The following is a 26,075-nucleotide window of genomic DNA, read 5'->3' on the forward strand; positions in this document are numbered from 1 at the left end:
CTAATGAATGATGCACTTCTGAATTTCAGTCTGCAGATAACAAGCAGAGAATCGCTGGAATAATCCGGTTAAGATGTCTACAGATCATGAGAATGCCTTGAACGCCGTGGTTTTTTTGCGATAGAAAAAGAGAGGTGACCATCATTTATGAGCAAGAAACTTATCATTAATTGTGATGATTTCGGGCAGAGTCCTGCTACGAATCAGGCGATTATGCATCTGCTCGAAGAGGGCAAAGTATCCTCAACGACCATTATGGCTGTTGCTCCTGCCTTCGAAGAAGCAGCAGCATGGAGCGCGCGCAGGAAACAGCCGAACGTAGGACTCCACCTGACCCTGACTAGCGAATTTGAGGCTTTGCGATGGGAAAGTCTGACGGGCCATTCCTCCCTTCACGATGAAAGTGGTCATCAGTATATGTCATCACATGCATTCGAGTTAGGAGCACAGACGGGCGCTGTCATGAAGGAGATCGATGCACAGTACGAGCGGGTAAAGAAATCAGGAATCACCATAAGTCATGTAGATAATCACATGGCGAGTCTGTATGGGATGGCGACCGGACGTAGCCTGCTTCCGCAGACGCTATGGAAAATCTCGCGATGGGGATTGCCATCACGATTCTTCCGCTACGTACATGAAGGTGACCCGCTATTGGGTTCACTGACGAGTATTGAACGTCCTGTCGCGCGTGCCGCTGCATTCGCGGATACATTTGGCGTTCAAATTCCAGATTATCTGCTATCGCATCATTTTCATGTGCAAGAAGGGGAGACATATGAGGATTTCAAACAATCAATGATCGACAAATTGTATACGCTACCTGAGGGTGTGAGTGAAACTTATATTCATCCGGGCGTTGAAGACCCGTGGATGTCGGCGAATATCCCAGAATGGGAAAAGCGGGTATGGGAGTTTCGACTGCCGTTCGAAGACGATTTCACCTACGCCATACGTGATGCTGGGGTTGAATTAGTAGACTACAAATACGTGCAAGAGCAGCTTAAACGTCCGCGAGTGCGGTCAACGTTTAAGCTGCTGAGGGAATTGACGAGGTAGATTTGTAAAGCCTATGGTTATTTAATAGCCATAGGCTTTTCTGTATCTTTCGTTCCACAAATGGAGCGGAATTGGATAACGTTGAGCGGCTTTTTAAACATAAAAATTTCAAATGCTTCTATACGGTGCCACGTTTCCATAGTTTGCTGGGCGTGTCTTTTATACGATTGCAGAAGAAGGCTATTGTTCAACTGACTGCTAAATACGGTGTATACTTCGTAAAGGTGAGCTTTAAGTGGACGCTGCTATCGGGAGTCCTAGCGTTATTATGGCTCCGCTTTCTCGGCGGTTTTCTGCTGTGATACATCCACCACAGCGTTCAACGATCGCGCGGGATATGGCAAGTCCGAGGCCAGATTCGCCGTCCTTACCTTTGACAAAACGATGAAATAGGTAAGGTAGGAGGTCCTCGGATATACCAGCCCCATCATCGCTAATGGTTAATTCAATTCGTCCTTGATTCGTTATTGCGTGAATATAGATATGGTGATTTGCATAGCGTGTCGCATTCGAGATGACATTAAGCAGCGCCTGCAGGAGCTTGTCCTTATCCGCATGAATCAGCAGCAATTCTTGATCATCGTAAGATATATGAAGAGTCAGTCCTCTTTTGACTACAATAGGATTCATTCGTTCAACCGTTTCGGTCAGTAGTTCCTTTAGACACACATCTGTGGTCTGGAACACGTCTTCTTCACTGTCCAGCTTTGCAAGCAGGGTCATCTCCGTTACGAGCCGCTTTAATCGACCGCTCTCACTCATGATAATGTCTAGCCCCTTCTGAACCTGCTCCCCTTCAAAAATGCCATCTTTGATTCCTTCCGCGTAGCCTGATATAGACATCAAGGGTGTCTTTAACTCATGGGAGGCATTTTGAAAAAATTGCTTCTGCACGTGATTGAATCGGTTTAATTCACCTGCCATATCATATACCGATTGAGCAACCGCTCCAATTTCTCCCCCAGCTTTAATCAAATGAACTTCGGAGAAGTGGCGGTCCTTCACCTTCTTAAGCTCAGATCTTAGCTTCATGAGTGGATGAATCAGCTTTTTGGTAATATACAGACTGAACAGGAGCATGAACGCGCCAGCCGTACAAAAGACGATAAGTAGACGTCCTAACAATGCTTGTTCGATCGCTTTGACCTTACTTACAGGTGTATAGAGTGTTAGTGTCCCTTTAGGGGTCACATTTATGTCCGTAATGTATCTTTTATCCGTGCCGCTCGAAATGCTTTGTAGAGTAGAAGGCGTGCTAACAGATATGGCTGAATTAATATTGACAGTGGATATTTGATTGGGAGCTAGGATGTGTATTGTATTTCCGCTGGTATCCGTAAATACCGCCTCCACATCAGCAGTAGAGGAGGTTGCCATCGCGGTTAATGCTGGTTTCAACTCTTCAATGGGATATAGCTCAGACTTATTCAATTGTATGGAGGCTACCATTTGCGACCCCATAGTCTTCAAATCTTCTTTTTGCGTTTGGATGAAATGATCTAGTAACACGTAATGAATCACAACGGCTGTAACGGAAAGTACCAATACCAATGCAAGTGCAAAAGCTACATTAATTTGATGTACAAGCTTCATAGGGTTGCTCACCTCCATCGAGTCTCAATCGGTAGCCATGTCCCCAAACGGCTTCGATGGGTATGTGTTCTAATTTCTTGCGCATTCGTTTGATCAAATGATCGACGGCGCGATCACTTCCGAAATAATCGTCTCCCCATACGAATGACAGCAAATCTTCTCTTGTGAATGCACGGTTCGGATTCTCTACAAATACTTTAAGCATGGCAAATTCCTTGCTTGTTAGTTCTACTTCTTCTGAATGCCAGAATGCACGCCGCTCCTCCAATACAAGTTGAAGCTGACCGACCTCAATCATTCGCGTTGGCGTGACACCACTAGGCCATATTTCAGGAACATGATTCAGTTTATACCAGCGCTGTAGCTGACGTTTAATGCGGGCTACGAGCTCTCGGGGGCTAAAAGGCTTCACTAGATAGTCGTCACTTCCAAGCTCTAGGCCTAATATTTTATCCACTTCATTATCTTTAGCAGAAATCATGATAATGGGAACCTCAGCTTCATTTCGAATACGTCTGCAGAACTCATAGCCATCCATGCCAGGAAGCATGATGTCGAGCACCCACATATCAGGGGGACTTGTCTGCCATAAAGACCAAGCTTCCTCTGCACTGCCTAGACCTATGGTCCGGTAGTTCTCCTTCTGAAGATAAGCTTCCACGAGATTACGTATATTTAGATCATCATCTACTACGGCGATGAGATAGCTAGGATTCATGTTTGTACCTCCATATTATTCTACCACTAGTATATCAACAGGCGAGCTGGTGTTGGGGCTCTGCCATCGTTTTTCCACAAATCCACCAATGTTCTGCCACACCCTTTTCGTACACTTGGACATGTAAGATCATTCGAAACTGAAGAGGAGTGTTTACATTTTATGAATTATCAGATTCCTTTTAAAAAAATGGCTCTATCCGCGATGATGCTGTCCGCCGTCGTTGCCCCTGTAGTGACCAATGCAGATAGTGCACCAAAGGATGTACTACCTATGGCTAATTCAAAAGCAGCCGCTGTTACCTCTGCAACCGTGGCATCACAAGCAGTGGTTACGATTAGCAGTGATATGGCTAACCCGATGGAATTAGTTAAAACCTATGCACCGAATACGCTAGAGGAATGGCAGAAAACATTAGATCAATATAAGAAGCTGGCGAGAGATACTAGCTATCAAGCATTTATTATGGATGTGGACAAAGCTAATCATAAACTAGATCAAGTCTTTGAAATAGACGATAGCATGATGAAGGAACTTTCTGCGAGTACAACAGTAGCAACGGAAAAAGCGAGCAAGGCACAGTATTCCATTGCCATGGACAAGGATGAGTTAAAGTCTGGCCAAACTATTACAATTAACGCAGATAAGGTGAGATTTAATAAGTTACCTTCAAATATGACGGTATCCGTGAAGGCTACTGAGGCGAAGAATTTGACTGAATCTTCTGAAGTGAAGATAGATTCTAATGCTGAAATGGTGCAAGATATCGCAGTGAGTTACAGCAAATTAGATCAGGCTTTTGTAGATGCTCAAGCTGCGTTAATCGACGCAGCTGAGTCCAAAAATGCGGGAGCTATTAAAGAAGCGCTATCGAAGCTGCTGGAACAGTACAAGTTACAAATCGCGGAACTCGAAACAGCTAAGTAAAGAGAAGTAGATAGAGGACGCTCAGAACATCATTCAAGGAGATATGAATGTAGGCAATCCCTACCTCAGCCGTCCGGTGGGGTAGGGATTGTGTATTTTCGCAAGGGGAGGAGGGAATATATGGACAATCTAAAGGCTACGAGCGAGAGGTATACATTCAAAGCATTCACGGTGTTCTGTAAAGGTGCAGGATTATTAGTATTATGCTGGGGTGCTCTTTTCGTCTGCGCCAAAGGGGCTTTGCTTGCTTACGATACCATCATGACGGGGATGAATTAATGAATGTTAGTTACATATCATTTTCTTTAGCTTTAAAGATTTAGTATGCTTGAGGTATTGAATGATTAGAATCAATCTAATCGGATTAGATACCAGAGGGAGCAGAACAACATGAATATGACATTAACAGAAGCATTTAATAACACGGCTTATCCTGTTGGAGGTCACGGGAAGAGAAATATACAGGTTCTAAGGGAAGCTTTGCAGGATGTGGATAATAACCTAGACAGTGATATGTATGGCAAAGGAAACGTAATTGAAGATTTCCAAAGTGAGATGGCTGAGTATCTAGGAAAAGAATCGGCGGTATTCTTTCCAAGTGGAACCATGGCTCAGCAAATTGCTTTGCGAATTTGGTGTGATGAGAAAGGGTATAAGCAGGTCGCCTATCATCCACTCTGCCATTTGGAGATCCATGAAGAAGATGGATTGAAGGAAATGCATCATATTGAGCCAGTTCTGCTCGCAGATCAGAACCGTTTGATTACGCTGGAAGATGTCCAGAGCCTTCAAGTAGATATTTCATGTCTGCTATTGGAACTACCTCAGCGTGAAATTGGTGGTCAATTGCCCGACTTCGAGGAGCTCGAAGCCATTTCGGCATACTGCCACAATAAAGGGATCAAACTACATTTAGACGGGGCGAGATTGTTCGAGATTACGCCGTATTATAAGAAGACTGCCGCAGAAATCTGCGCGTTATTCGATAGTGTCTACGTATCCTTTTATAAGGGGATTGGTGGAATAGCTGGGGCTATTCTTGCGGGTGATACTGAATTCACAACTAAATCAAAGGTATGGAAAAGACGTCATGGTGGAGACCTTATCAGCCTGTATCCGTATGTGATCAGCTCAGATTATTATTTTAAACAACGAATCGATAAAATGGTTCAGTACTACGAAGAGGCCAAAGAGCTTGCAGGTCTATATAACAAATGCACTCATACGTCTACCTTACCGAAAGAACCGGTATCGAATATGTTCCATGTACATTTTGATATGCCGAAGGAGCAGCTTGAGCCAATCTTGCTCAGTATTTATGAAGCTACAAGTATTGGATTGATACCAACGCTTAGGGACAACGGTGAAACAGGTTGTTACTGTGAGGTGAGTATAGGGGATCGATATGCTGGCGTGCCGAAGGAGAAGCTGAAGACTGCTTTTCAAATGCTGGCTGAGAAGTTAGCTAATTAAGTTAGTCTTAATATAGATATGAACTGAGGAGTAACGTAAGGGGAGAGGACCTTATTCGTTACTCTTTTTCGTATTGTAGACAGCAGTATCTCAGGGTGATTTAAATAGCCCTTAAACGTATTTTCTTGTGAAGTGTGTATCTCTCCTTAATTTATGAATTCAAACTTGTCTAACGGTACGCAAGGGGCGTTAAAACAGCCATATTATGTTCATATTCGGTGTGTTATTATGTACAAACCGATTGGAGGGATTGGATGAGTATTACACTTATTTTATTAGTAGTGGTTGCTGTATTTGTAGGTGCCTTAATGAAGTCGATGTTCGGCTTTGGAGAAGCCATTGTGAGTATGCCTTTGCTTGCACTTCTCCCGATTCCGCTGCAAACGTCGGTTTCACTAATTGGATTAGCGGGTCTTACTGTGGCCACACTCACGGTGTTCAGCGGGTGGCGTCATGTTGAGCGGGCTGTATTGATTCGATTAGCCATTTCGACTGTAGTAGGTATTCCTGCGGGACTTGTGTTACTTCATTTTGCCCCGGCTATGTTGATTACGTCAGGCCTTGGCATATTTCTGATTGCATTTGGATGTTACTCTTTCATTAAGAGGATGCTCTCTCGGGCAGTCGAACGACCCGTTCTTAATCATCGTGGCTGGATTATACCTTTTGGGTTTGCTTCAGGAGTTCTAGGAAGTGCCTATAATTTTAATGGTGTCCCTGTTGTCGTGTACGGCACGTTAAGACGCTGGAACCCAGATCGTTTTCGGGGGACGCTTCAAGCACATTTTCTTATATCTGGCATTCTTGTGGTGACTGGGCATGCACTCGGGGGGCTGTGGACGCCAGAATCATTGATTTATTATGCATATTCTCTACCCGCGATCCTCATAGCTACCGCACTTGGTGTGTTTCTGAATAAAAGGATTCCCGCTGAGAAATTCGAACGTTACCTATTTATAATCATCATTGTACTAGGGATTCTACTGTTAGTTCGGTGGGGTTAAGGACAGGGGCTATGGTTTTGATATGAACAGAAAATAATTATTTCGTTTTATATTGTGTTATGAAGTATAGAAACCACACGGCGTGATTTTGTTCATCGGCTGCTGCACGTTTTACTTGTTCTTTCATGTATGGGTCAATAGCTTTATCTGCGATATCTAAATAAAAATCCACTGTTTTTTGTTCATCTTTAAAAGCAAAGTTGATTCCTTCAAAATATTCCGTGGGGCATTTTTCAAGGAGGTGAGGTGTGGGCTGTCTGCCGGTTAGCGTGGTGTATATTTGTGCGAATACATGGAAGTGCCTAATTTCATCATTTCTTATTTCAAGAATTTTGGATCGTTCTTCCTCATTTGGTGCAAGTCTTGCCAATTGCTCATAGCATGTAATAGCTGAATATTCTCCATTGATTGCATGTTCAATGTCCGAGGCTAGAACGGTATCCGTTCGATAATAATTCGTATAGTACATTTGTATATACCACCCTTCAAAAAATAACATACTCTAACATATGTCATTCATTAGGCTATGGTGTATATGACCTTTGTTACTAGCAAGATTAATACTATAATTCGGTGGATACGTAGAGGTTAAAATAGATAAAAATGAGTGTCAGAAAGGTGAGAATTGATGAAGATACATATTCCAGGACAAGATACATTACTCATTCATCATCTCGTGTTAGATTTTAATGGCACGATAGCGCTAGACAGATTGGTCACAGATATCATTGATGGGCTGGGCTTATTCATACAGCATCATCGGCTTATACCAACGCTTAGAAAATAAATATTGTATAGATCGCAAAATGGAGGTTTATAAAATGAAAGAAGGCTGGGAACGAACGAATCTGCCTCTGTCTCTCGACCTTAGGCAAATTAACGAAATCATCGAACCTGCATTTCCCGGCAAACGGCTAAAGAATGCAGAACGAATTGGTACAGGACTTAGTAATTCTAACTACAAAATTCATCTGGAAGGAAGCGCGGAACCCTTCGTTCTTCGCTTATTTAGAGAGGGAGGATCGATTGCAGAGAAGGAGCTTTCGATTGCAAAGCTCGTACACCGAACCGTTCCTGTTGCCGATTGTATATATGCGGATATGAGCTGCAACAGCTTCAACAGACCATGGGCTATATTGGAGTGGAAGGAGGGAATCCTTCTACGTGATGTATTAAGAAATGGAACTCTTCAGGATATCACTTCAGCCGCGGCCTCAGTAGGCAGCATTCTTGCAAATATACATGCATATACATTTTCTGAATCAGGCTTTTTTGGTGACGATCTGATGATCTCCGATCCTCTTAGCATGAATAGTGAGCATTTTCTCTCATTTATGGAGGAAAGTCTATTTCATAACCTATGCGGGAAATGGCTGGGCGACGAGCTTACACAAGCGCTATGGTCTTTTTGCCAATCCCACAGCTCGGTATTATCGGAACAGGAGCAACAGCCAGTCCTCGTTCATTCCGATTTTAACGGATTAAATATACTCATGCATCAGGGTTCTGTAGGATGTTCGATATCAGCTGTTCTTGATTGGGAGTATGCTTTTTCTTGGAGCCGATATGCTGATATCGCCAATATGCTGCGTTACGAAGAAGATCATTCAGCATTTGAAAAGCATTTTATTCGAGCTTATCAGGAGCAAGGAATCGTTTTGGCGGATAACTGGAGACTCCTGTCGACACTCGAAGACCTCATTGCCTTGTGTGATATGTTGAACAACTCCAGTATCAATACGCCGAATCGGGTACGAGATCTACAGAGGTTGGTCGTAAGAACCATCCAGTTTGTATCATAAAAGATTTACGAACTAAATCGCTTAAGCAATTTCTCCTGGTGTGCAGCAAAAGCTTCGTCCAGAGATATATGATACAAATCGGCTAATAATGAAATATTACCTATAACATCACCAATTTCCTCTATTAAATTGTGCTTAAGCTGTTCTTGAGATGGTGTGGATTCATCCGGGCGATCTCTACCAATTTCATAAGACCGAATGGCCTGTGCAACCTCACCCGTTTCTTCCATTAGAAATCCAAGCCTTATAAAAGGCCCGTAGTTCGTCCAGCCTCGATCTCCATAAAATTGTTTAATCCATTTCTGTGCTTCATTCATTTCCATTGTGGAACACTCCTTACTCGCTAGGATGATATGCAGTACAACATATAGTATAATATACAATATATAATATCAATATATAGTCTGGAGATGAGTGGATGAAATCCATTTGTGTTTTTGCAGGATCGAATTTAGGAGTACATGAAGATTATAAATTGAAAGCTGCTGAGCTTGGTCGTTACATGGCTAAAGAAAAATATCGCTTAATATACGGTGGATCTAAAATGGGGTTAATGGGTGAAATCGCGAATGCGGTCATGGCTGGCGGTGGAGAGGTCATTGGGGTCATGCCTAAGGGTTTGTTTAAAGGAGAAATTGTTCATCAGGAGCTGACCCAGTTAATCGAAGTTGAGGATATGCATGGTCGCAAGGCCAAGATGGCACAATTAGCGGATGGATTTATTGCCTTGCCTGGGGGTTTCGGGACATATGAGGAATTATTCGAGGTCTTGTGCTGGTCGCAAATTGGAATACACCAAAAACCAGTGGGACTTCTTAATATTAGACATTATTATGATCCCCTCCTTCAGCTGATCAATCACAGTATTAGTGAGGGTTTCGCCAATGCGTCACATCGCAGTCTTATCAATGCTTCGGATGATCCCTTGGAGCTCTTACATCAATTAGAGAACTATGTTCCGCAAACGCTAGAGCAGAAGTGGACGCAGCTTGACTAGGATGGGACTACGGGGAAACTAATGAAATACGAAAGCCTAAGAATTATTATAACAAGAAGGCTACCGATCCAAGTTGATCGGTAGCCTTTTTGTTAGTGAAGATGATTGGTCTAGCACTTTATAATAATCTAGTTACGCCATAGATTAACGCGATGATCCCAATCAGTATAAGTAAGTTGGTTACTTGATACCGTAAACCATCTGTACCTTTTGAATGAAGCTTCCTTTCATTTACATCAAAATTAGCTTTCGCAGCATAAGGGCTCGGTATTTGAGTGTTTGTCTGATGATTGTCGGGTATCATTTTATAAGCCCCTCCTTAATAGAAGATTATATTGTCTAATTATTTTAAGTCACGTTACATGGGTCCCGAATCCCTAGCCAGCCCAATCCCGCCGCATCGTAAACAGATCCTTCAGCTCATCTGTCGATAGCTCGGTAATCCAGCCTTCGGTACTAGAAATGACATTATCGCTAAGCTGCTGCTTGTTCTCCAGCATTTCATCGATGCGTTCCTCCAGCGTGCCGAGAGAAATGAACTTGTGTACCTGCACATCTTTGGTTTGCCCCATCCGGTAGGCGCGGTCAGTTGCCTGATTCTCTACGGCTGGATTCCACCAGCGATCGAAGTGGAAGACATGATTGGCTGCTGTGAGATTCAGGCCGACACCGCCTGCTTTAATCGAGAGAATAAACACAGATGGTTGCTTCGCAGGTGGCAGTGTTTGTGATTGAAACTGGTCGATCATTCGGTCACGGGCTGATTTGGACGAGCTGCCGTTTAGATATAGCACAGGCTCCTGAAGCTCCTGCTGTAGAACCTGTTGCAGCATTTCACCCATACCAATATATTGCGTGAAGATGAGGCAACGCTCGCCCTCGTCACGTAGCTCTCTCACCATTGCAAGTAAGCGTTCCAGCTTGGCTGAACGGCCAATTAACATGTCTGTGTCGAGTGAAGTACCAGCGCCGGCGCTGGACATAACCTGAAAAGGCTCTTTGGTTAAAAGCATCGGATGGTCACATAGTTGTTTCAGATGCGTGAGTGCTGAGAGAATCGCCCCTTTTCGTTCAATACCTTCAAGCTCCTGCATCCGTTTCATAAGCGTATTTACGGTTTGATCGTATAAGGCACCTTGTTCGGCCGTGAGATGAATATACGTTTTCATTTCGTTCTTATCAGGCAAATCTAGCTGAATGGCGGGGTCTTTCTTCTTGCGACGCAGCATAAATGGTTTAACCAACCGCTGCAAATCTTGCGTACGCTGTTCATCATGCTCCTTCTCAATCGCATTGATGAAGCGGTTATTAAAGCCTCGCGCTGTGCCAAGATAACCCGGGTTCATGAAATCATAGAGGGACCAAAGCTCGGATAGCCGATTCTCTATAGGCGTTCCTGTAAGCGCAATGCGGTGCTTCGCTGGAAAACGTCGAACAGCCGTAGACTGTTTGGTTTGAGCGTTCTTAATATTTTGAGCTTCATCTAGGCAAATGGATTCCCAAGTATACTCTTGCAACAAATCCTGATCTAGCGTAGCTGTGGCATACGACGTAAGGATGATATCCGCTTCCCTCGCATATTCTTCAAAGCGTTCACCATGAAGACGTCCACCTCCATAATGCAGCATCACCCTTAGTGTTGGCGCAAAGCGTTGCAGCTCTTTCTGCCAGTTGCCCAGGACGGAGGTCGGGCAAATGAGAAGCGAAGGGAAGCGTACGCTTTGGTCCGCGGTCGTCTCCTTCACATGGAGTAAATAAGTGATAAACTGAACCGTTTTACCGAGTCCCATATCGTCGGCGAGACATGCACCAAGCCCAAAACGCCTTAAGAAGGCAAGCCAAGCATATCCATCACGCTGATAAGGACGAAGGTCGGCTTTCAGTTCAGTAGGTACTGGAAGTGACGGCCACTGCGTTTGCTGACGAAGCTGCTCCATGATGGTATTTAGATGTTCATTCAGTTCGACTTCTAATTGGATTCGCCCGTTCTCTTCCGCCTGCGCTTGCTCTAAATCGCCATCAGCGGACTCATCGCCTGTTCCGAGCAGGTGCAAATGAAGGATATCCTGAAAGGATAATCCCTCCATGTTATCAACACCTTCCATCACCTGACGAATTTGTGCGAGCAGCGCCGGATCAAGCGGAATCCATTGGCCGCGGAAACGAACTAAACGTTCATTACGAGCAAGTAGCTCGGAAAACTCTGCTTCTGTAAGATTAATATCGCCGATCGCGATACGCCAATCGAAGTTCACAAGGGAATCTAGGCCAAACAGGGATTCTCCGCCTGTGCTGGCGCCTTCGCCAGAACGAACCTTCGCCTTAAGGCGGGGCTTCTTGCGGGTAGCCGCTTCCCACCAAGCAGGAAGAAGAACCTGCCATCCAGCATCAAGTAATCGCCGGCTGTCTGTCGTTAAGAATCGCCAAGCGGCCTCATCAGATAAGGGCTCACCTAGAATATCTTCATGGGTCCCATGTCCTGAATGATTTGGCAGGTTTGCACGCAAATGTTCTAACCATCCGCCTGCACGTTCATGGATATGAGCGGACCAATGATCTGGCCATACACCAAATATTTGCCCATCATTGGTAAGTCGGACAGGTACGAGAAGTGCGGGATCTAGCTTATCCTGCAGCATAAGCTGGATACGCCAGTAGGGCTCATCTTCATCTGGCTCAAGCAATTGCAAAAGCGGCCGGAACGGTGCAATATCAGCTCTCCAGCCGATGGAGACAAGCCAGCTTTTCTCATCTAGACCGATATTTACCTTGCTATCTTTAGCAAATAACAGAGGGAACTCTCGACGTAAATCGGCAGCGGATGCCTCCGTTGCATAGTAACGATCTTGGATAGCTGCAGAGAACGCAGCTTCTATCCCATCGTAAAGTGGCGACTCTGTACTCACCTTAGCCAGTGCCGCACGGCTAGTAGCATCCATCGCACCCTCATCCCAAGTCCACTGCAACTTACCAGCCTTAAAGGCTGCTAAACTGGGAAAGTACTGCTTATCTTCAATACTTGCAGCAAGCAAAGGAGCAAGCTCCATAAGCTCTGCTGCACCCTCACTCCAAGTCCAATCCACATGGTTAAGAACTTTTGCTTCCGTAAAGAAGGGAATAACATATTCGGATGGAAGAAGAATCAAATCGACGTCCGAAGTGCTCTGAATCTCAAGCTCTGTGCCATAAAAGGAAGGTTCATGCCAAGCGAACAGACGCTGCTTCAAATAATGTCCAGGTGCAGGACTATGAGCAGCACCCATAAATCCGTAAATGAGTGCATCTCCATAGGCGGTCAACGTAAGCTGAACCGTGATTGTCTCTGTGTATTGGCTCATGATATCAGTTTCCCTCTCCGAAGCTCCTCTTGTAATGCGCGCAGCCGACTATGCCGACTAGCAAAAGCATCTAGAAAAGCTCCCAGCGCTCTTCCTGCTTCATTTTCTTATAAAGTTTTGACAGCCGCTTGAGCAGCTTTACGGCTGATTTATAGCTACTTCTGATTTTAAGAAGAATGTATCGTTCAACGGCCTGGTGATAAAATGGCAGCAATAATTCAGGAGCATTCTTCTCAATCGGCTGCATGACGCTTACTCGAAGTTCCAAAGGCTCTTTGCCGATACTAAGCTGATAATCCATCCACTCATGCCATCGCTCATGCGAGAGTAGGGTCTCTTCGTAGATCTTCTTGGAGTACGGTAACATTTGAACAAGGGTGTTCCACATGAGTGGTTCAGCTTCAGGATGTTGAGCAATAGCTATTTCCCAATGCTTCATATACTCCGCCATGTTATCCTTTCGATGACTGCTTAGCATGGGTCCAATACTAACAAGCCAGTTCTGTAGCCTATCCCAATCTTTAGACTCGGATAGAGCATCTAGATAACGAAGTAAAATGGCAGGCGAAATCATTGATGCTTTATTCGCTGAACGCAGCCACATCTGGGCCTGTTCATCCTGAGCGAGGTAGAAATGCATACGACTTTGTGCGAGCATCCAGGGAAGGCGAGCCAAGGAAGTACCGAAATCCGTTTCAGCAGATTTCAACTGGTGTAATTCCTCCAGAAGCACCTGCTTGTCCGGGAGGTTAGGGTGAATCCAGTTTAGCCAGAGCTGATCATACGCATCTGAGAAGTAGGTAATATTCGGAGGCTCAGTCAACATTTGCTTACGTAAATAAGTGACGGTCTCTTGCATACGATGCCATGGATCAGGCTCGTCCTTAAGCACAAATTGTTCTGTAAAAAGACGTGCTACCGCTTCATGGATGTCATCCGCCGCAACCTGTGTGTAATACCCCATGTGGTAATTTGCAGGCTGCGCTTGTTTCTGCTGGGGCTTAATCAGTGATCGAAGTACAAATAGATGAACATGCAGACCGAACCATAATTCCATCATGGGTGAAAGGTCAGGTTTGAGAGCATATAAGGAAGACAATGCATTCTGGACATAATGCGTATTTTGGGTATTTACCCCGAGTGGCGCAATCGCGCGGTTAAATAGATCATGCCATGCTGAAATCGACATGGAAGATAGCTGCTTCGCGTCCTCTTTTATCTTCGCAGACATTTCCGCTAGCTTATTCGCACTCAGCGTCGTTGATCTTGGCGTCACGGCCGATGAGAAGGGTTTAGCAATCTGCTTGAACTCGGCATTGGCGTTCGCATTTACAATCGTATGCACGGATTGTCCTTGCAAATTAGCGTATTCGAGCAGCACAGCGATCATATGCTTGCAGCTCGAAGGAACGGGACAATCACAGCGACTGGAAGAGAGGGTTTCGGTGTTTAACTTGACATGGTAATCCTCGCTACCATCTACAAGAGCTTCGACGTGGTGAGCATCTGGGGTAGACAGCTGGTGAACACGCCCTTGCTTGAAATATTGAAAACCGCGTTTGATCGTCAGATCATTAAATTGTTCACCAACAGTCTGTATAAGCTGTTGCCATTCTATATCATCCAAAGTATGGGTTGGTTTCATTATTCATTCATTCTCCTAAGAGGGTGTAGTCTAGATAAAGATTATACCTATCATATCAGTTTTTAGGGATAAACAAGAATAACGAGGAGTTACAGGTACTAAGATATGCATAGCATAAGTAACATTTTTTATAGTTAGTTATTTGATAGCGTTTACAGCATTCAGAATGTTAAGTAATATAGCAGGAACGAACATCATCATGAACTTATACATCACAATTTATTTTGTCAGGTAGGGTGTACATGAAAAATTGGCTCGGAAAGTCCCTTAAGCACAAGCTATCTCTTCTAATCATTATGGCAACATTGATTCCACTACTATTCCTTGGATTATTTTCGTATAAGATGGCTGAGGGATTCACGGAAGAGAAAGCCAAAACGTCAGGGATGAACACACTTCGGCAGCTAGAAGTCTATTTGGACACGATGGTGAAAGATGTCGAGAACATGTCTTTATTTCTAATTGGTCATAACGGAGTGCAGATTTACTTGAAGTCGCCAGAGAATGATTTCGTGCAGCAGACCACGATTATTAATTTCTTGAACAACCTAGCTTTTTCTAAAGATTACATTGCCAATATCATTATTGAACCCTTAGGCTCTAAACCACCTATATCTCACAAGTCCATCGTAGGTTCGGATTTCACCGATATTACGAAGACGTACCCCGACTATTATCAACAGCATCCGAAATGGTGGTCATCGGTTCATCGGCAGTGGAGCTTTGATGGCGTGCGTAAGGTCATTACATTAGCCAGACCGATCCGTAGCACGGACAAATTCAAGCTCATCGGTAAAGAGCAAATTAATCTAGATCAAGCCATTATTGCTCATCAGATCAGGCTCTCATCTCTTGAGAAGGACGGCTTCGTCCTGCTGCTCGATGAGAGGAATCGCATTATCGCAGGCCCCGCCGCCTTCGAGACGAATGTTCCCTTGTCTGCCTATTATCCCGATATGGGCGCCTTTACTGGCTCAAGCGGATATTTAGATTACGGCGAAGGCTCGGGTAAAAAAAGCATTATTTATAAGTCTATGTCCAGTGTAAATTGGAAGCTAGTCGGTATTATCCCCTCCCAAGAATATCGTTCACAGAACCGCTATTTTCTGATTTTGACAGCTGTCGCTGTATTTGTGTCACTCCTGTTTGTCATTATATTCGTTCTTTTTCTCATCCAGAAGATCACCAAACCCTTGTCTGTATTAACGAATTTCCTTAAAAACTCAAGTCCTGAGGAGCCCTTACCTGCCCTACCTGTAAAATCGATTGATGAAGTAGGCCAACTCATCGTGAGTTATAACAGATTGAGCTCTCGTATTGTTAAATTAACAGACGAAGTGAAAAGGAATGAATCTCTCAAAAAAGAGGCGGATATGCAGGCGCTTCAAATTCAGATTAATCCGCACTTTTTATATAACACCTTATCCTCTATTCATTGGTTAGCACTCATGAACAAGGATGCCAAAATAGCCGAAATGGTCGGTTCGCTTAGTGATTTTCTGCGATTTAGTCTTAATAATGGCCAAGAATATTGCTCGGTTGAACAAGAAATGGTCCATGTCAAAAACTACGTAAGCATTCAATCCATCCGTTATCCGGACAAATTTGAGTTTCAGGTGCATATGGGCTCAGGTGTAGAGGGCAATTACATGCTTAAGTTGTTGCTACAGCCTTTGGTTGAAAATGCGATGCTGCACGGTATCTTGAAGCGAGACGGAAGAGGCAAGATTTCCATTGATGTTAGTTACGATGAACATGGCCTCCAATTTAGGGTGCAGGACGATGGGCTCGGAATCACACCTGAGCGATTGGAATGGCTTCAAGCGCAGTTAGCAGAGCATCCGACTCATGAGAAGGATCCTTCCGTTAGCGGTGGTTATGGCCTGCGAAATGTTCACAACAGGCTTGTTCTTCATTATGGTAGAGATGCCGGCCTCCGCATTCATAGCATAGAAGGAGAGGGTACTCAGATCCTCTTTACAATCCCATCACAAGGAGCATAAGAACGAGTACAACAATAATCGAATGGGGGATGATGAGCATGAAAGTGTTGATTGTCGATGATGAGGTCATTATTCGTACAGGATTATGTACGGTTATTAATTGGGAAGACAGCGGCTTCACTGTCCTAGAACCAGCTGCTTCAGCGGAGGAGGCTTTGCTGCGTATTCCTGTTGAGCGTCCAGAGATTATTTTTACTGATATTCGGATGACAGGCAAGAGTGGACTTGATATGGTTCATGAAGTTAAAAAGGACTACCCCGATACGGAAATGATTATAATTTCAGGGTTTGATGAGTTTGCATATGCGCAGCAGGCGATGCGAGAAGGGGTTAGCGATTATTTGTTAAAAACGAGCCGTCCCGATGAGATTATTCATGCGGCCCTGCGGGCAAAGGAGCGGCTGGAGCAGCGTAAACAGACGGATGAACAGGGTAGGGCGAGAGAAACGGTGGTAAGCCAGAGTTTCCTAAGAAGTTTACTCACTTCGACTGCTCGCCCGGATGAGCAAACCTTGATCGAACTGGAAGAGAGATACCCGGAATTACGCATGTCAAAAGGTAAACACCTTCTGCAAATTTGGATCATTTCCATTCAAGAAGAATATCGGGAAGGTAGCTGTTCTGTGGAACACCTCAATGGGGTGTTTGGTACATTTGTACAGGGACTCCTTCCTTGCGAGTGGTTGCAGTGGAATGATTCTTTACTGCTCATTGTCAAAATGGAGATAGCACCTCAAGGGTGGGAGCCTGTAGAGTCAGCCATACTTAAGGCTGAGCAGATGCTAAGCTGTCAGACATTTGCTGCCTGTGGCCGGACTATTACCGATATGCGTGATATACATGACGCGCTTCATACAGCAATAGAAGCCAGTAATTACGCGTGGTTACTCGGTCATGATCGAAATGTGCGATACGAAGAAATAGCCGCTCGTAAAGGAATTCGAATGATCTGTACGGTGGAAGAGGAAGCGGCACTGGCTTCACTACTGCGTGCAGGAAGCAGGGATAGGTTGCGGGAAGGCGTAGCAGCAATTGTAGAACGTGTTAAGCAGAATCAAGAGGCTACGCCTGGCTCATTCCAGGCTTACCTTCAATCCCTTCTTATTGCAGGTCATCGCTGGTTGGAGCGAGCCGCAACGTCCATAGGCTACGCCAATTCATTGTCCAATGGAGAAGAAGTCGATAAGAGGGAGCTAGCAACTAGGCCGGAGGAGACCTTGTATCATCATCTGGAAGATGTGATGAATCAATATCGTTTAATGGTCTCGGGCTCTAGCCCTGTTCAGCGCGCTGTTGTTTATATCCAGGATCACTTAGATCAGAGCTTGTCACTCGCGCAGGTAGCGAAGCACGTACATATGAATCCGAATTATTTTAGCGAAATATTTAAAAAAGAGACTGGACAGAATTATCTTGAATTCGTTACACAGGCTAAGCTGCGCAAAGCAATGTCGATGTTAAGGGAGACACCAGCCAAAATTAGTGAGGTCGCCAATCATATCGGATATGAAGATATGAAGTACTTTAATCGTTTATTCAAAAAGTTTACGGGTCAGACTCCTTCGGAGTATCGGGGTAAGTGCTGAATTTTAACCCTCTATAGACTGAATTATATCCCCTATGTAGGTACCCTCCTCTCTTATACTAAAGCTATTCATTATACAGAATGAACTGTGCCTGATTGAAGCTAATTGGAAACGTGTTCATTCGATATAAATAAGGGGGATAAATAATGAAATCAATACGTAAAATGAGTCTTTTGCTATTAATCATGACGTTTATTCTTGCAGCATGCGGCGACAGCGGCAGCACTAACAAGGCTGAAGAAGGAACAACAACAAAGAAAGACGAAAAAGTGAAACTTACGGTCTGGCATAACTTTGCTGGTGATGACCTTCGCGCTAAAGCGGTAAGAGGACTCATCGAGAAGTTCCAAGCGGATAACCCGAATGTAGAGCTGGATGCACAAGCTATTCCGCCCGATGGTTATCGTCAACGCTTGAGTACGGTTGCTGCGGGAAATGAGCTTCCAGATTTGTTCTTCGTATATGCAGGTAGTCACTCCGCAGAATTATACAAAGCGGGATTGTTGCAACCGATTACAGAAGTTGTAGATCAGAATCCAGAGTGGAAAGGGAAATTCTTGCCAGGTGCATTTGATCCATTCACATTTGAACCAGGGCAAGTCTATACCGCTCCAATCGGCATGTCTGCAACATCTATTCTTTACTACAACACGACACTTTTTGATAAATACAAAGTTAAAGTTCCAACTACATGGGATGAAATGATGACTGCAATTAAAGTCTTCAATGAGAATAAAATTACCCCAATTGCACTTGGTAATAAAGCACCGTGGGTTGCTCAATCGACCATTATTGGAGCGCTTGGAGACCGTGTGACAGGTACAGAATGGTTTAAGAATGCAGCAGCACAAAAAGGTGCTAAATTTACAGATCCAGAATTCGTAAAAGTACTAAATTACTTCAAGGAACTATCAGATAAAAAAGCTTTCCAAGATGGAGCTAACAGTATTGATAATACACAAGCTGAGCAATACTTTATTCAAGGAAATGCAGCGATGATGGTTAGTGGTGCATGGACGCTTACGAATCTAGCGGCTTCTGCAAGTGAAGATCAAATGAAAAATATTGATGTTACGGTATTGCCATCGATTCCAGGAGGCAAAGGTGAAGCGAACACCATTACGGGTGGTGCTGGTGGTGGTCTAGCATTAAGCAAACGTACCGAAGGTGCAGCAAAAGAAGCAGCACTCAAGCTGATCTATGCAGTAAGTGGTCCAGAGGCTCAAAAAGCAATTGCTGAGAGCAACTCCATGGTTATGTACGACACCGATATTGATAAAGCAAAAGTAACTTCACTCTACTATAAAGCATTCAACTTGGTTAAAAAGACAACCATTACACCCGTTTACGATGCTTATTTATCTGCGGAAGCAGCAGAAGTAGTCAATAACGGACTACAGGAAATTATGACAGGTGGATCACCAGAGAGCGTTGCTAAGAAGCTACAAGATGCGCAAGCAAGATCGGTTACCCCATAACGTAGTCTAGACTATCAAGGAGTCGGCATAAGGAGGGAGAGACTGCCATGCCTACTGCTCTACGAAGTAAAAGTTTTATAGCATTAGCTTTACTACCAGCCCTACTGCTCTTTATCGTGTTTGTTATTGTTCCAGTCTTTTGGTCGGCTTACTATGGATTGTTCGAATGGAAGGGATTTGGAGCCACTAAATTCGTGGGTCTTGGTAACTATCGCGAAATTTTGCAGGATCATATCTTTTGGCGGGCGCTACGAAATAACTTAATTCTTGTTGCATCGGCGATTGTGGGACAGATTCCAATTGCACTGCTTCTAGCATTAGTGCTCCTCAAAAATACGTTCTTCACAAGAATTATTCGTTCTGCCGTATTCATGCCAATGGTGCTCTCAACTGTAGTTGTCGGACTGATATGGGGATATATTTATCACCCTCAATTCGGACTAGTGAATACCGTTCTGGAGGCTGTAGGGCTTGGGTCTTGGACCCGCCCTTGGCTCTCCGATATACATGTGAATATGCTTGCCATTACGATTCCAATTAACTGGAGTAATATTGGCCCTTATATGGTCATCTTTATTGCGGCTCTACAGAATATATCGCCAGAAATAGACGATGCCGCCAAAATGGATGGAGCGCATAAGTGGAAGAAGCTACTCCATGTGACACTGCCTATGATTTGGAGCACGGTGGTTGTTACCCTTGTTCTTTGTATCTCAGGAAGCTTGAAGGCGTTCGATCATGTCATGGTGATGACGCACGGAGGACCGGCGCAATCGACAGAGCTACTTGCCACCTATATGTATAACAACACGTTCCGTGTCTATCGGTACGGGTACGGTTCAGCCGTGTCCACCATCATTATGATCATTAGCGCCTTGTTGATCGGGATCAATTACATCCTGACTCGAAAGAAAGCGGATTAATGCGAAGGAGGAAGGAGTGTGGAACTAAGAACGTCTAGACCTACCGTGAAATCTCCCAGCAATCATTTTTTGGGTAAGGGCTTGAATGGACTCGGTAAGCTTTTACTACTAGCATATGCGGCTTTTACTCTATATCCGCTGTACTGGCTATTTATCAGTGCATTTAAGACCAATGAGGATTTCTTCAATCATCCGTATTCCTTACCACTCGTGTGGATGAAAGAAAACATTGTTCGGGCATGGAATCTCGGACATATGGGACGAGCGATGATGAACTCAACGCTGGTGACCGTATCTTCTGTGATCCTGACGCTTGTGCTCGGCATTTTAGCTGGATACGTATTATCAAGATTTCAGTTTAGGTTTAAGAAAGTTGTTGTTGTCCTGTTCCTAACAGGCATGCTTATTCCTATTCATAGCACGTTAGTTCCATTATTTCTAATGATGAAAAAAATAGGTTTGCTAGATACGTACGGCGCACTAATTTTGCCGTATACGGCGTTCGAGCTACCCATCGCTATTTTCTTAGCGATCGGTTACTTAGCATCCATCCCCAGAGAGATTGAAGAAGCGGCGATGATTGATGGTAATGGCTGGTGGGGGGTTTTTGGAAGGATTATTTTCCCTCTATGTACACCAATCGTAGCAACCATCTCCATTCTGGCATTTTTACGGTTTTGGAATGACTTCTCGTTTGCACTCGTGTTTATTAACTCATCCGCTCTAAAGACACTACCGCTGAGTCTGGCCTTATTCTCAGATGGATTTGGAACGGATTATAGCTTGACAATGGGAGCCATGGCCATCGCTGTGATCCCAACTATTATCATATATCTTATTCTTCAAGAGCAAATTATGCAGGGTATGGTTGCGGGTTCGATTAAAGGATAAGAGTAGCATGAAACTAGCATCATAGATTAATAAATGATAATGATTAAATGGGGACCCTAAAGGTCCCTTTTTTGTTATTTTGGGATAAAATGAATGGACAAGCTTTGCTTGCTTTAAAACTTGCAGAGGTATTAGAAGTTCCTGTGGAGCAGCTATTTAAGGTGGGGCAATGTATTTTATTAAAAGGAGAGAAGCAGCATGAATATACAGAGCGATGAATTGGCATCTTTGTTTTCCAAGAATCCTACGCAAACGGTGACGCTAGGAATGGGTTGTTTTTGGAGTCCGGATGCTCTATTCGGTCAGCTGCCAGGGGTTATTAGAACTCAAGTGGGGTACGCCGGAGGCGGGGCTGCGAATCCAACATACCGCGAGATGGGGGATCATACGGAAACAGTCCAAATTGATTTTGATCCAACGGTGCTTACGTTTGAAGACATTCTCGATGTATTCTGGAGTAACCACAATCCAGTGAATATTAATGATTATAAAGGGCGACAGTACATGTCTTTGGTGCTCTATCATAACGAAGAACAGAAGGAAATCATATCTTATGTATTACAGAAGGTTAAAGAACTTGGAAAGGCAGAGCGTGAGACTGCAATTCTTCCTTTTTCGAAATTTTACCCGGCTGAAGAAAGACATCAGAAATATTATTTAAAAAGATACCCGGATGCGCTTGAAAAGTTACATACGCTCTATCCATCTCAAGCTGATTTAATGAACTCGAAACTGGCTGCCCGGCTAAATGGGTTAGCAAAGGGATATACAAATTTGGAACGCATTATAAGTGAGATTCAACAGTGGGCAATAGATCTGAATACGCAAAGAATCTTAATTGATACAATTCGAGAAATACGCTGGTAGAAGCCAGCAGCCTAAAGGCATTGATGAGTAAGAACCTCATCAGAATGATAGATCGTTTTACTCTGATGAGGCTGATGGATTAGGTATACAGCAATGTGATCACCAATAATTCGTACAATACGAGTGGCAGAATGGCGTTGTTGTAGTATAGACCCCTTGCTTGGCCTAACTGGTTACCCTGATAGGGTACGCTGATATATAACATTCCTCGTTCACAGTGCACCAACACACCCTCATATATATTCCCGTCTAAAGTTTCAACTCGCACCATTTGGTTCACATACCGTTTGCAAATATGGCTCATATGATCACGAATGCTTGTAATGGTGTGGCTTACATTCGGATCAGCTTTATACAAAATATTATGATTTACTCCGTGTTGGGATAGGCTCATGCTAACACCTCCATCTGTTGATGATTATTGTTCATTGTATTCAGATGCCTAGATATGGGTGCTTTGTATATCGATATTCGTATGTAATAAGCTGCTAAAAGTAATAGAAACACTTGAAATCTTTGAGCCCTATTTCGATTTTCTATTAAAATAGTTGAAATTTAATATAAATATGCAACTATAGTTCTATAGACCATTAATTAACAATTAAATACAATTGAGTGGAGGTTAGTAGAAACATGTGACGAATTCATGAACATTGTGTAAGCGCTATCTTTATTGTTCCTCGTTCTATATGTCATTTATCTATTCACGTATCTTCCTCGTTATGACCAACTAGTGATCCATTATTTAAGTGATCCTAGTTTCCTCGATGCTCCTATGCTTACTGCATTTTTATAGACGCTACTTCTTAATACTAACGGCCTTTTGTCCAGCACGACGGTATTTCAGGTGAGGCAATGTATTTGATTTGGAAAGGAGGTGTTGTTGTTAGTTTGAAAGATTGTAAGAAAAAATAATGGAGGCGATAAAATGAAAAAATTATTATCTGGAAAAGCGAAGGGCGTCAGAAAACCCCTTTCGCTTGTGGTCATAACCGCTATATTTGTTGGATTGCTGCCGTCTATGGTATCAGCAGCTGATCGTGGTGCATGGGCTCCTAATGTTTCTTATGCTGTAAATGATACCGTTACTTACGGTGGGAATACCTACAAAGACATTCAACCACACACGTCTCTCTTAGGTTGGGAGCCACCTGCTGTGCCTGCTCTGTGGCAGCAGATTCAAGGTGGGGGAGGAACTACGGACACCCAAGCACCGACAGCTCCTTCCAATTTGCTAGCCTCGGGTACAACTGCGTCTAGCATAACCATTGGATGGAGCGCTTCAACGGATAATGTTGGGGTAACTGGCTATGATGTTTATCAAGGTACAACATTAGTAGGTAGTGTATCCGGAACCACACTTTCATACACGAATACAGGCCTTACCGCAAATACGACGTATACGTACAAAGTAAAAGCTAAAGATGCCGCAGGGAATGCATCTGCCTTCAGTAATCAAATTAGCGCTCAAACTAATGCGGCCGCTGGTGGCGATACGCAGGCTCCGAGTGTGCCTGCAAATCTTGCTGTAAGCGCAACCACTTCTTCAAGCGTTTCATTATCCTGGAATGCTTCGACGGACAATGTTGGCGTAACAGGATATAACGTGTATCAAGGTAACACCTTGGCACTTTCAGTAACAGGTACGTCTGCAACGGTCACAGGACTTGCTGCGAGCACAGCGTATTCCTTTAAAGTTGCGGCCAAAGATGCCGCAGGCAATGTCTCTGCTCAAAGTACAGCCGTTAGTGCAACAACTCCAGCTTCTGGTGGAGGCGGTGGTGGAGGTACGTTACCTAAGCACGTACTCACAGGATACTGGCAAAATTTCATTAACAACTCTTCAGCTTTAAAATTAAGTGATGTACCAAGCCAATATGATATCATCGCTCTTTCTTTTGCAGATATGGATCCGACGAAACCGGGTGGAGTTACGTTCAATGTGGACCCTGCATTGTCTACGGCTCTTGGTGGATATACGAATGCTAATTTAATTAGCGATATCGCCGCTAAGCATGCACAAGGCAAGAAGGTTATCCTTTCTATTGGTGGTGAGAAAGGAAATATTAATTTAGGTAGTACCTCACCGAATGTAACTAATTTTGTATCGAGTATGTCTGGTTTAATCAGTCAGTATGGATTAGATGGTATTGATATCGACTTAGAGAATGGTATGAATGTGGCCAACTTAACAACAGCCGTTCGTCAGCTGCAGCAACAGTTTGGTGCAGGGTTTATTCTGACGATGGCTCCACAAACCATCGATATGCAGAACCAAAATACGTCTTATATGCAGCTTTATGCTAACTTGAAGGATATCGTAACTGTTATGAACGTGCAGTATTACAACTCCGGTTGTATGCTAGGTCGTGATGGCCAATGTTATTCTCAAGGAACAGTTAACTTCCTCACCGCACTGTCTGATTTGACATTGCAGTGGGTTGCACCTTCACAACTAGGACTAGGTACTCCAGCCGTTACTTCTGCTGCTGGCGGAGGTTATGTCGCTCCTAGTGTCGTGAACAATGCGCTTAACTGTCTGGCAACAGGTAATGGCTGTGGAACGTATAAGCCAGTTGCCAAATACCCAGATATTCGTGGTGCAATGACGTGGTCCATTAACTGGGATAAAACCAGCAATTATAATTTTGCGAATACGGTTAAGCCTTTCTTAGTAACGTTGCCTTAAATTTAAAAGCAGTGCAGGAGCCTCCGCCCCTATGGGCGGGGGCTTTTCATGATGTTTAGGAAACTGAGACAGTTACCGCACAGTTTAGCCGTACACGAATGATTAAGATCATAATTATTCAATAAATTTCTTGTTTTATATTGTTTTAAATAGTAAAATTTAGATGTTTTATACATAGAATAAAGAGTCATAAGAGAATAGAAGCTTAATTCTAGAAATTAAAATTTGATGGAGGATGGTGTATGAATTTGAATATTGATCCGGTAGTAAATCCACAGCCAGACCCGAATGACGTGCAAACGAACAAAACGATGGGTATTTTAGCATACATATTATTTTTCTTACCGCTGCTTGCTGCAAGAGATTCTCAGTTTGCAATGTACCATGCGAATCAGGGTTTATTACTGTTATTAACAGCGGTAGCAGCCAATTTCGTGCTTGGTATCATTCCGATTCTAGGATGGATTCTGCTTCCCTTTGCAAATATCGCGATCTTCATATTATTAATATTGGGTATTGTGAACGCAGCAAATGGACAAATGAAACAGCTTCCGCTTATAGGAAACATCTCATTACTTAAGTGATTTTATATGATTCTGGTACGAAACCCGCTCTCTAAGCGGGTTTTTCTTATATAATGTCATAATTTAAGATTAAAGCATTGCATGGTTGTGGTATAATTAAAGTGTTCAGTCAAAAAAGATCATTGGATATGAAAAGGAAGTTGTGTATATATGAATGTAGAATTTGAAGACTGGAATCAAAAAGTAAAAAAAACATTTAACGCCACAAGTAACGAGGAAGTCTTGACTGTCACTGAAGCAGGGGATTCACTCGGCCTTTCAAAAGATGAAATGAAAGTGTATGTATGCAAACATAATCTAACTAAAGTGCCGATTAATCGCAGTGTTCACCGATATCTGTTGTTAAAGAGTGAAATAGATTCAATCATCAAGAAATCATTGTAATATTTTAAGCTTGGCGAGGAGAATGACGATCATTTCTCCCGCAGATGTACAATTAGAAAGAGCACCCTTACGCGGGTGCTCTTTCTGTGTTTTTATGCAAATTTAAAGGTATTC

The 26,075-nt window shown here is 43.5% G+C and carries 26 protein-coding genes and 1 pseudogene; 18 read left to right on the forward strand and 9 right to left on the reverse strand.

Annotation, left to right across the window (positions count from 1 at the left end; genetic code table 11):
- Positions 1 to 3: 3 nt before the first annotated feature.
- A pseudogene (locus JCM16418_RS27080) lies at positions 4 to 115 on the reverse strand (transposase); the annotation flags it as partial.
- A 32-nt stretch (positions 116 to 147) separates the two neighbouring features.
- Between JCM16418_RS27080 and JCM16418_RS15200 the strand changes: the two are divergent.
- Positions 148 to 1,059, forward strand: coding sequence for a polysaccharide deacetylase family protein (locus tag JCM16418_RS15200; RefSeq protein ID WP_036650485.1), 912 nt, complete (start codon positions 148 to 150; stop codon positions 1,057 to 1,059).
- Positions 1,060 to 1,290: 231 nt separating this feature from the next.
- Here JCM16418_RS15200 and JCM16418_RS15205 read toward each other — a convergent pair whose 3' ends face one another.
- Both JCM16418_RS15205 and JCM16418_RS15210 read right to left on the reverse strand, forming a co-directional pair.
- Positions 1,291 to 2,652, reverse strand: a complete 1,362-nt coding sequence (locus tag JCM16418_RS15205; protein WP_036650487.1) for a sensor histidine kinase — start codon at positions 2,650 to 2,652, stop codon at positions 1,291 to 1,293.
- Positions 2,630 to 3,370 (reverse strand): response regulator transcription factor, encoded by a 741-nt coding sequence (locus tag JCM16418_RS15210; RefSeq protein WP_036650489.1) that lies wholly within the window; start codon positions 3,368 to 3,370, stop codon positions 2,630 to 2,632. Before JCM16418_RS15210 ends, JCM16418_RS15205 begins: the two co-directional genes overlap by 23 nt.
- A gap of 162 nt (positions 3,371 to 3,532) precedes the next feature.
- Between JCM16418_RS15210 and JCM16418_RS15215 the strand changes: the two genes are divergently transcribed.
- The 4 genes from JCM16418_RS15215 (at position 3,533) to JCM16418_RS15225 (ending at position 6,774) form a co-directional block, all read left to right on the forward strand.
- Positions 3,533 to 4,297, forward strand: coding sequence for a hypothetical protein (locus tag JCM16418_RS15215; protein ID WP_036650491.1), 765 nt, complete (start codon positions 3,533 to 3,535; stop codon positions 4,295 to 4,297).
- 120 nt (positions 4,298 to 4,417) lie between these two features.
- Positions 4,418 to 4,576 carry a hypothetical protein gene (locus JCM16418_RS24995; protein WP_156327224.1) on the forward strand — a complete coding sequence of 53 codons (159 nt, stop codon included), beginning with the start codon at positions 4,418 to 4,420 and terminating at the stop codon, positions 4,574 to 4,576.
- A 111-nt stretch (positions 4,577 to 4,687) separates the two neighbouring features.
- Positions 4,688 to 5,770 (forward strand): threonine aldolase family protein, encoded by a 1,083-nt coding sequence (locus JCM16418_RS15220; RefSeq protein WP_036650493.1) that lies wholly within the window; start codon positions 4,688 to 4,690, stop codon positions 5,768 to 5,770.
- Positions 5,771 to 6,024: 254 nt separating this feature from the next.
- Positions 6,025 to 6,774 carry a sulfite exporter TauE/SafE family protein gene (locus JCM16418_RS15225; protein ID WP_036650496.1) on the forward strand — a complete coding sequence of 250 codons (750 nt, stop codon included), beginning with the start codon at positions 6,025 to 6,027 and terminating at the stop codon, positions 6,772 to 6,774.
- Between the two features lie 37 nt (positions 6,775 to 6,811).
- Here JCM16418_RS15225 and JCM16418_RS15230 read toward each other — a convergent pair whose 3' ends face one another.
- Positions 6,812 to 7,243, reverse strand: a complete 432-nt coding sequence (locus JCM16418_RS15230) for a ferritin-like domain-containing protein (RefSeq protein WP_036650497.1) — start codon at positions 7,241 to 7,243, stop codon at positions 6,812 to 6,814.
- A 159-nt stretch (positions 7,244 to 7,402) separates the two neighbouring features.
- Between JCM16418_RS15230 and JCM16418_RS25000 the strand changes: the two genes are divergently transcribed.
- Both JCM16418_RS25000 and JCM16418_RS15235 read left to right on the forward strand, forming a co-directional pair.
- Entirely contained in the window at positions 7,403 to 7,561 is a 159-nt protein-coding gene (locus JCM16418_RS25000; RefSeq protein ID WP_156327225.1) for a hypothetical protein, read from the forward strand.
- Positions 7,562 to 7,595: 34 nt separating this feature from the next.
- Entirely contained in the window at positions 7,596 to 8,576 is a 981-nt protein-coding gene (locus JCM16418_RS15235) for a phosphotransferase family protein (protein ID WP_036650499.1), read from the forward strand.
- Between the two features lie 5 nt (positions 8,577 to 8,581).
- Here JCM16418_RS15235 and JCM16418_RS15240 read toward each other — a convergent pair whose 3' ends face one another.
- Entirely contained in the window at positions 8,582 to 8,899 is a 318-nt protein-coding gene (locus JCM16418_RS15240) for a MazG nucleotide pyrophosphohydrolase domain-containing protein (protein ID WP_036650501.1), read from the reverse strand.
- Between the two features lie 95 nt (positions 8,900 to 8,994).
- On the opposite strand from JCM16418_RS15240, the gene JCM16418_RS15245 reads away from it, so the two are divergent.
- Entirely contained in the window at positions 8,995 to 9,573 is a 579-nt protein-coding gene (locus JCM16418_RS15245; RefSeq protein ID WP_036650503.1) for an LOG family protein, read from the forward strand.
- A 118-nt stretch (positions 9,574 to 9,691) separates the two neighbouring features.
- Here JCM16418_RS15245 and JCM16418_RS15250 read toward each other — a convergent pair whose 3' ends face one another.
- The 3 genes from JCM16418_RS15250 to JCM16418_RS15260 form a co-directional block, all read right to left on the reverse strand.
- Positions 9,692 to 9,877, reverse strand: coding sequence for a hypothetical protein (locus JCM16418_RS15250; RefSeq protein WP_036650505.1), 186 nt, complete (start codon positions 9,875 to 9,877; stop codon positions 9,692 to 9,694).
- Between the two features lie 73 nt (positions 9,878 to 9,950).
- The gene (locus JCM16418_RS15255) at positions 9,951 to 12,911 is read right to left on the reverse strand and encodes a DEAD/DEAH box helicase (RefSeq protein WP_036650506.1); all 2,961 of its coding nucleotides are present in this window, start codon (positions 12,909 to 12,911) and stop codon (positions 9,951 to 9,953) included.
- 70 nt (positions 12,912 to 12,981) lie between these two features.
- Positions 12,982 to 14,556: an SWIM zinc finger family protein gene (locus JCM16418_RS15260; RefSeq protein WP_242403859.1), complete on the reverse strand. Its 1,575-nt coding sequence runs from the start codon at positions 14,554 to 14,556 to the stop codon at positions 12,982 to 12,984.
- A gap of 242 nt (positions 14,557 to 14,798) precedes the next feature.
- Between JCM16418_RS15260 and JCM16418_RS15265 the strand changes: the two genes are divergently transcribed.
- From JCM16418_RS15265 to msrA, 7 genes are all read left to right on the forward strand, one after another.
- Entirely contained in the window at positions 14,799 to 16,559 is a 1,761-nt protein-coding gene (locus tag JCM16418_RS15265; RefSeq protein ID WP_036650508.1) for a sensor histidine kinase, read from the forward strand.
- Between the two features lie 38 nt (positions 16,560 to 16,597).
- Positions 16,598 to 18,145 (forward strand): response regulator transcription factor, encoded by a 1,548-nt coding sequence (locus JCM16418_RS15270; RefSeq protein ID WP_036650510.1) that lies wholly within the window; start codon positions 16,598 to 16,600, stop codon positions 18,143 to 18,145.
- Between the two features lie 146 nt (positions 18,146 to 18,291).
- Positions 18,292 to 19,623 (forward strand): extracellular solute-binding protein, encoded by a 1,332-nt coding sequence (locus tag JCM16418_RS15275; RefSeq protein WP_036650512.1) that lies wholly within the window; start codon positions 18,292 to 18,294, stop codon positions 19,621 to 19,623.
- A 47-nt stretch (positions 19,624 to 19,670) separates the two neighbouring features.
- Positions 19,671 to 20,546, forward strand: coding sequence for a carbohydrate ABC transporter permease (locus JCM16418_RS15280; RefSeq protein WP_036650514.1), 876 nt, complete (start codon positions 19,671 to 19,673; stop codon positions 20,544 to 20,546).
- A gap of 18 nt (positions 20,547 to 20,564) precedes the next feature.
- The gene (locus JCM16418_RS15285; protein ID WP_036650519.1) at positions 20,565 to 21,437 is read left to right on the forward strand and encodes a carbohydrate ABC transporter permease; all 873 of its coding nucleotides are present in this window, start codon (positions 20,565 to 20,567) and stop codon (positions 21,435 to 21,437) included.
- Positions 21,438 to 21,526: 89 nt separating this feature from the next.
- Entirely contained in the window at positions 21,527 to 21,655 is a 129-nt protein-coding gene (locus JCM16418_RS26400; protein ID WP_256203059.1) for a hypothetical protein, read from the forward strand.
- The gene (gene msrA, locus JCM16418_RS15290) at positions 21,636 to 22,304 is read left to right on the forward strand and encodes a peptide-methionine (S)-S-oxide reductase MsrA (protein WP_052020341.1); all 669 of its coding nucleotides are present in this window, start codon (positions 21,636 to 21,638) and stop codon (positions 22,302 to 22,304) included. The genes JCM16418_RS26400 and msrA overlap by 20 nt, the downstream gene beginning before the upstream one ends.
- A gap of 79 nt (positions 22,305 to 22,383) precedes the next feature.
- On the opposite strand, the gene JCM16418_RS15295 is transcribed toward msrA, so the two are convergent.
- Positions 22,384 to 22,698 carry a hypothetical protein gene (locus JCM16418_RS15295; protein ID WP_036650526.1) on the reverse strand — a complete coding sequence of 105 codons (315 nt, stop codon included), beginning with the start codon at positions 22,696 to 22,698 and terminating at the stop codon, positions 22,384 to 22,386.
- A 534-nt stretch (positions 22,699 to 23,232) separates the two neighbouring features.
- On the opposite strand from JCM16418_RS15295, the gene JCM16418_RS15300 reads away from it, so the two are divergent.
- The 3 genes from JCM16418_RS15300 to JCM16418_RS15310 all read left to right on the forward strand — a co-directional run bounded on the left by JCM16418_RS15300 (position 23,233) and on the right by JCM16418_RS15310 (position 25,961).
- A complete protein-coding gene (locus JCM16418_RS15300; RefSeq protein ID WP_036650528.1) occupies positions 23,233 to 24,993 on the forward strand; it encodes a fibronectin type III domain-containing protein in 1,761 nt (586 codons plus the stop codon).
- A 242-nt stretch (positions 24,994 to 25,235) separates the two neighbouring features.
- Entirely contained in the window at positions 25,236 to 25,577 is a 342-nt protein-coding gene (locus JCM16418_RS15305) for a DUF4870 domain-containing protein (protein ID WP_148298827.1), read from the forward strand.
- 150 nt (positions 25,578 to 25,727) lie between these two features.
- Positions 25,728 to 25,961: a hypothetical protein gene (locus JCM16418_RS15310; RefSeq protein WP_036650530.1), complete on the forward strand. Its 234-nt coding sequence runs from the start codon at positions 25,728 to 25,730 to the stop codon at positions 25,959 to 25,961.
- Positions 25,962 to 26,075 lie beyond the last annotated feature (114 nt).

The organism is Paenibacillus pini JCM 16418 (assembly GCF_000576305.1).
GTDB lineage: Bacteria > Bacillota > Bacilli > Paenibacillales > Paenibacillaceae > Paenibacillus_AQ > Paenibacillus_AQ pini.

What these genes read in the sequence shown, in the direction of transcription:
- JCM16418_RS15200 (WP_036650485.1), top strand. Translation starts at nt 148, where the DNA reads ATGAGCAAGAAACTTATCATTAATTGTGATGATTTCGGGCAGAGTCCT.
- JCM16418_RS15205 (WP_036650487.1), bottom strand. Translation starts at nt 2,652, where the DNA reads ATGAAGCTTGTACATCAAATTAATGTAGCTTTTGCACTTGCATTGGTA.
- JCM16418_RS15210 (WP_036650489.1), bottom strand. Translation starts at nt 3,370, where the DNA reads ATGAATCCTAGCTATCTCATCGCCGTAGTAGATGATGATCTAAATATA.
- JCM16418_RS15215 (WP_036650491.1), top strand. Translation starts at nt 3,533, where the DNA reads ATGAATTATCAGATTCCTTTTAAAAAAATGGCTCTATCCGCGATGATG.
- JCM16418_RS24995 (WP_156327224.1), top strand. Translation starts at nt 4,418, where the DNA reads ATGGACAATCTAAAGGCTACGAGCGAGAGGTATACATTCAAAGCATTC.
- JCM16418_RS15220 (WP_036650493.1), top strand. Translation starts at nt 4,688, where the DNA reads ATGAATATGACATTAACAGAAGCATTTAATAACACGGCTTATCCTGTT.
- JCM16418_RS15225 (WP_036650496.1), top strand. Translation starts at nt 6,025, where the DNA reads ATGAGTATTACACTTATTTTATTAGTAGTGGTTGCTGTATTTGTAGGT.
- JCM16418_RS15230 (WP_036650497.1), bottom strand. Translation starts at nt 7,243, where the DNA reads ATGTACTATACGAATTATTATCGAACGGATACCGTTCTAGCCTCGGAC.
- JCM16418_RS25000 (WP_156327225.1), top strand. Translation starts at nt 7,403, where the DNA reads ATGAAGATACATATTCCAGGACAAGATACATTACTCATTCATCATCTC.
- JCM16418_RS15235 (WP_036650499.1), top strand. Translation starts at nt 7,596, where the DNA reads ATGAAAGAAGGCTGGGAACGAACGAATCTGCCTCTGTCTCTCGACCTT.
- JCM16418_RS15240 (WP_036650501.1), bottom strand. Translation starts at nt 8,899, where the DNA reads ATGGAAATGAATGAAGCACAGAAATGGATTAAACAATTTTATGGAGAT.
- JCM16418_RS15245 (WP_036650503.1), top strand. Translation starts at nt 8,995, where the DNA reads ATGAAATCCATTTGTGTTTTTGCAGGATCGAATTTAGGAGTACATGAA.
- JCM16418_RS15250 (WP_036650505.1), bottom strand. Translation starts at nt 9,877, where the DNA reads ATGATACCCGACAATCATCAGACAAACACTCAAATACCGAGCCCTTAT.
- JCM16418_RS15255 (WP_036650506.1), bottom strand. Translation starts at nt 12,911, where the DNA reads ATGAGCCAATACACAGAGACAATCACGGTTCAGCTTACGTTGACCGCC.
- JCM16418_RS15260 (WP_242403859.1), bottom strand. Translation starts at nt 14,556, where the DNA reads ATGAAACCAACCCATACTTTGGATGATATAGAATGGCAACAGCTTATA.
- JCM16418_RS15265 (WP_036650508.1), top strand. Translation starts at nt 14,799, where the DNA reads ATGAAAAATTGGCTCGGAAAGTCCCTTAAGCACAAGCTATCTCTTCTA.
- JCM16418_RS15270 (WP_036650510.1), top strand. Translation starts at nt 16,598, where the DNA reads ATGAAAGTGTTGATTGTCGATGATGAGGTCATTATTCGTACAGGATTA.
- JCM16418_RS15275 (WP_036650512.1), top strand. Translation starts at nt 18,292, where the DNA reads ATGAAATCAATACGTAAAATGAGTCTTTTGCTATTAATCATGACGTTT.
- JCM16418_RS15280 (WP_036650514.1), top strand. Translation starts at nt 19,671, where the DNA reads ATGCCTACTGCTCTACGAAGTAAAAGTTTTATAGCATTAGCTTTACTA.
- JCM16418_RS26400 (WP_256203059.1), top strand. Translation starts at nt 21,527, where the DNA reads ATGAATGGACAAGCTTTGCTTGCTTTAAAACTTGCAGAGGTATTAGAA.
- msrA (WP_052020341.1), top strand. Translation starts at nt 21,636, where the DNA reads ATGAATATACAGAGCGATGAATTGGCATCTTTGTTTTCCAAGAATCCT.
- JCM16418_RS15295 (WP_036650526.1), bottom strand. Translation starts at nt 22,698, where the DNA reads ATGAGCCTATCCCAACACGGAGTAAATCATAATATTTTGTATAAAGCT.
- JCM16418_RS15300 (WP_036650528.1), top strand. Translation starts at nt 23,233, where the DNA reads ATGAAAAAATTATTATCTGGAAAAGCGAAGGGCGTCAGAAAACCCCTT.
- JCM16418_RS15305 (WP_148298827.1), top strand. Translation starts at nt 25,236, where the DNA reads ATGAATTTGAATATTGATCCGGTAGTAAATCCACAGCCAGACCCGAAT.
- JCM16418_RS15310 (WP_036650530.1), top strand. Translation starts at nt 25,728, where the DNA reads ATGAATGTAGAATTTGAAGACTGGAATCAAAAAGTAAAAAAAACATTT.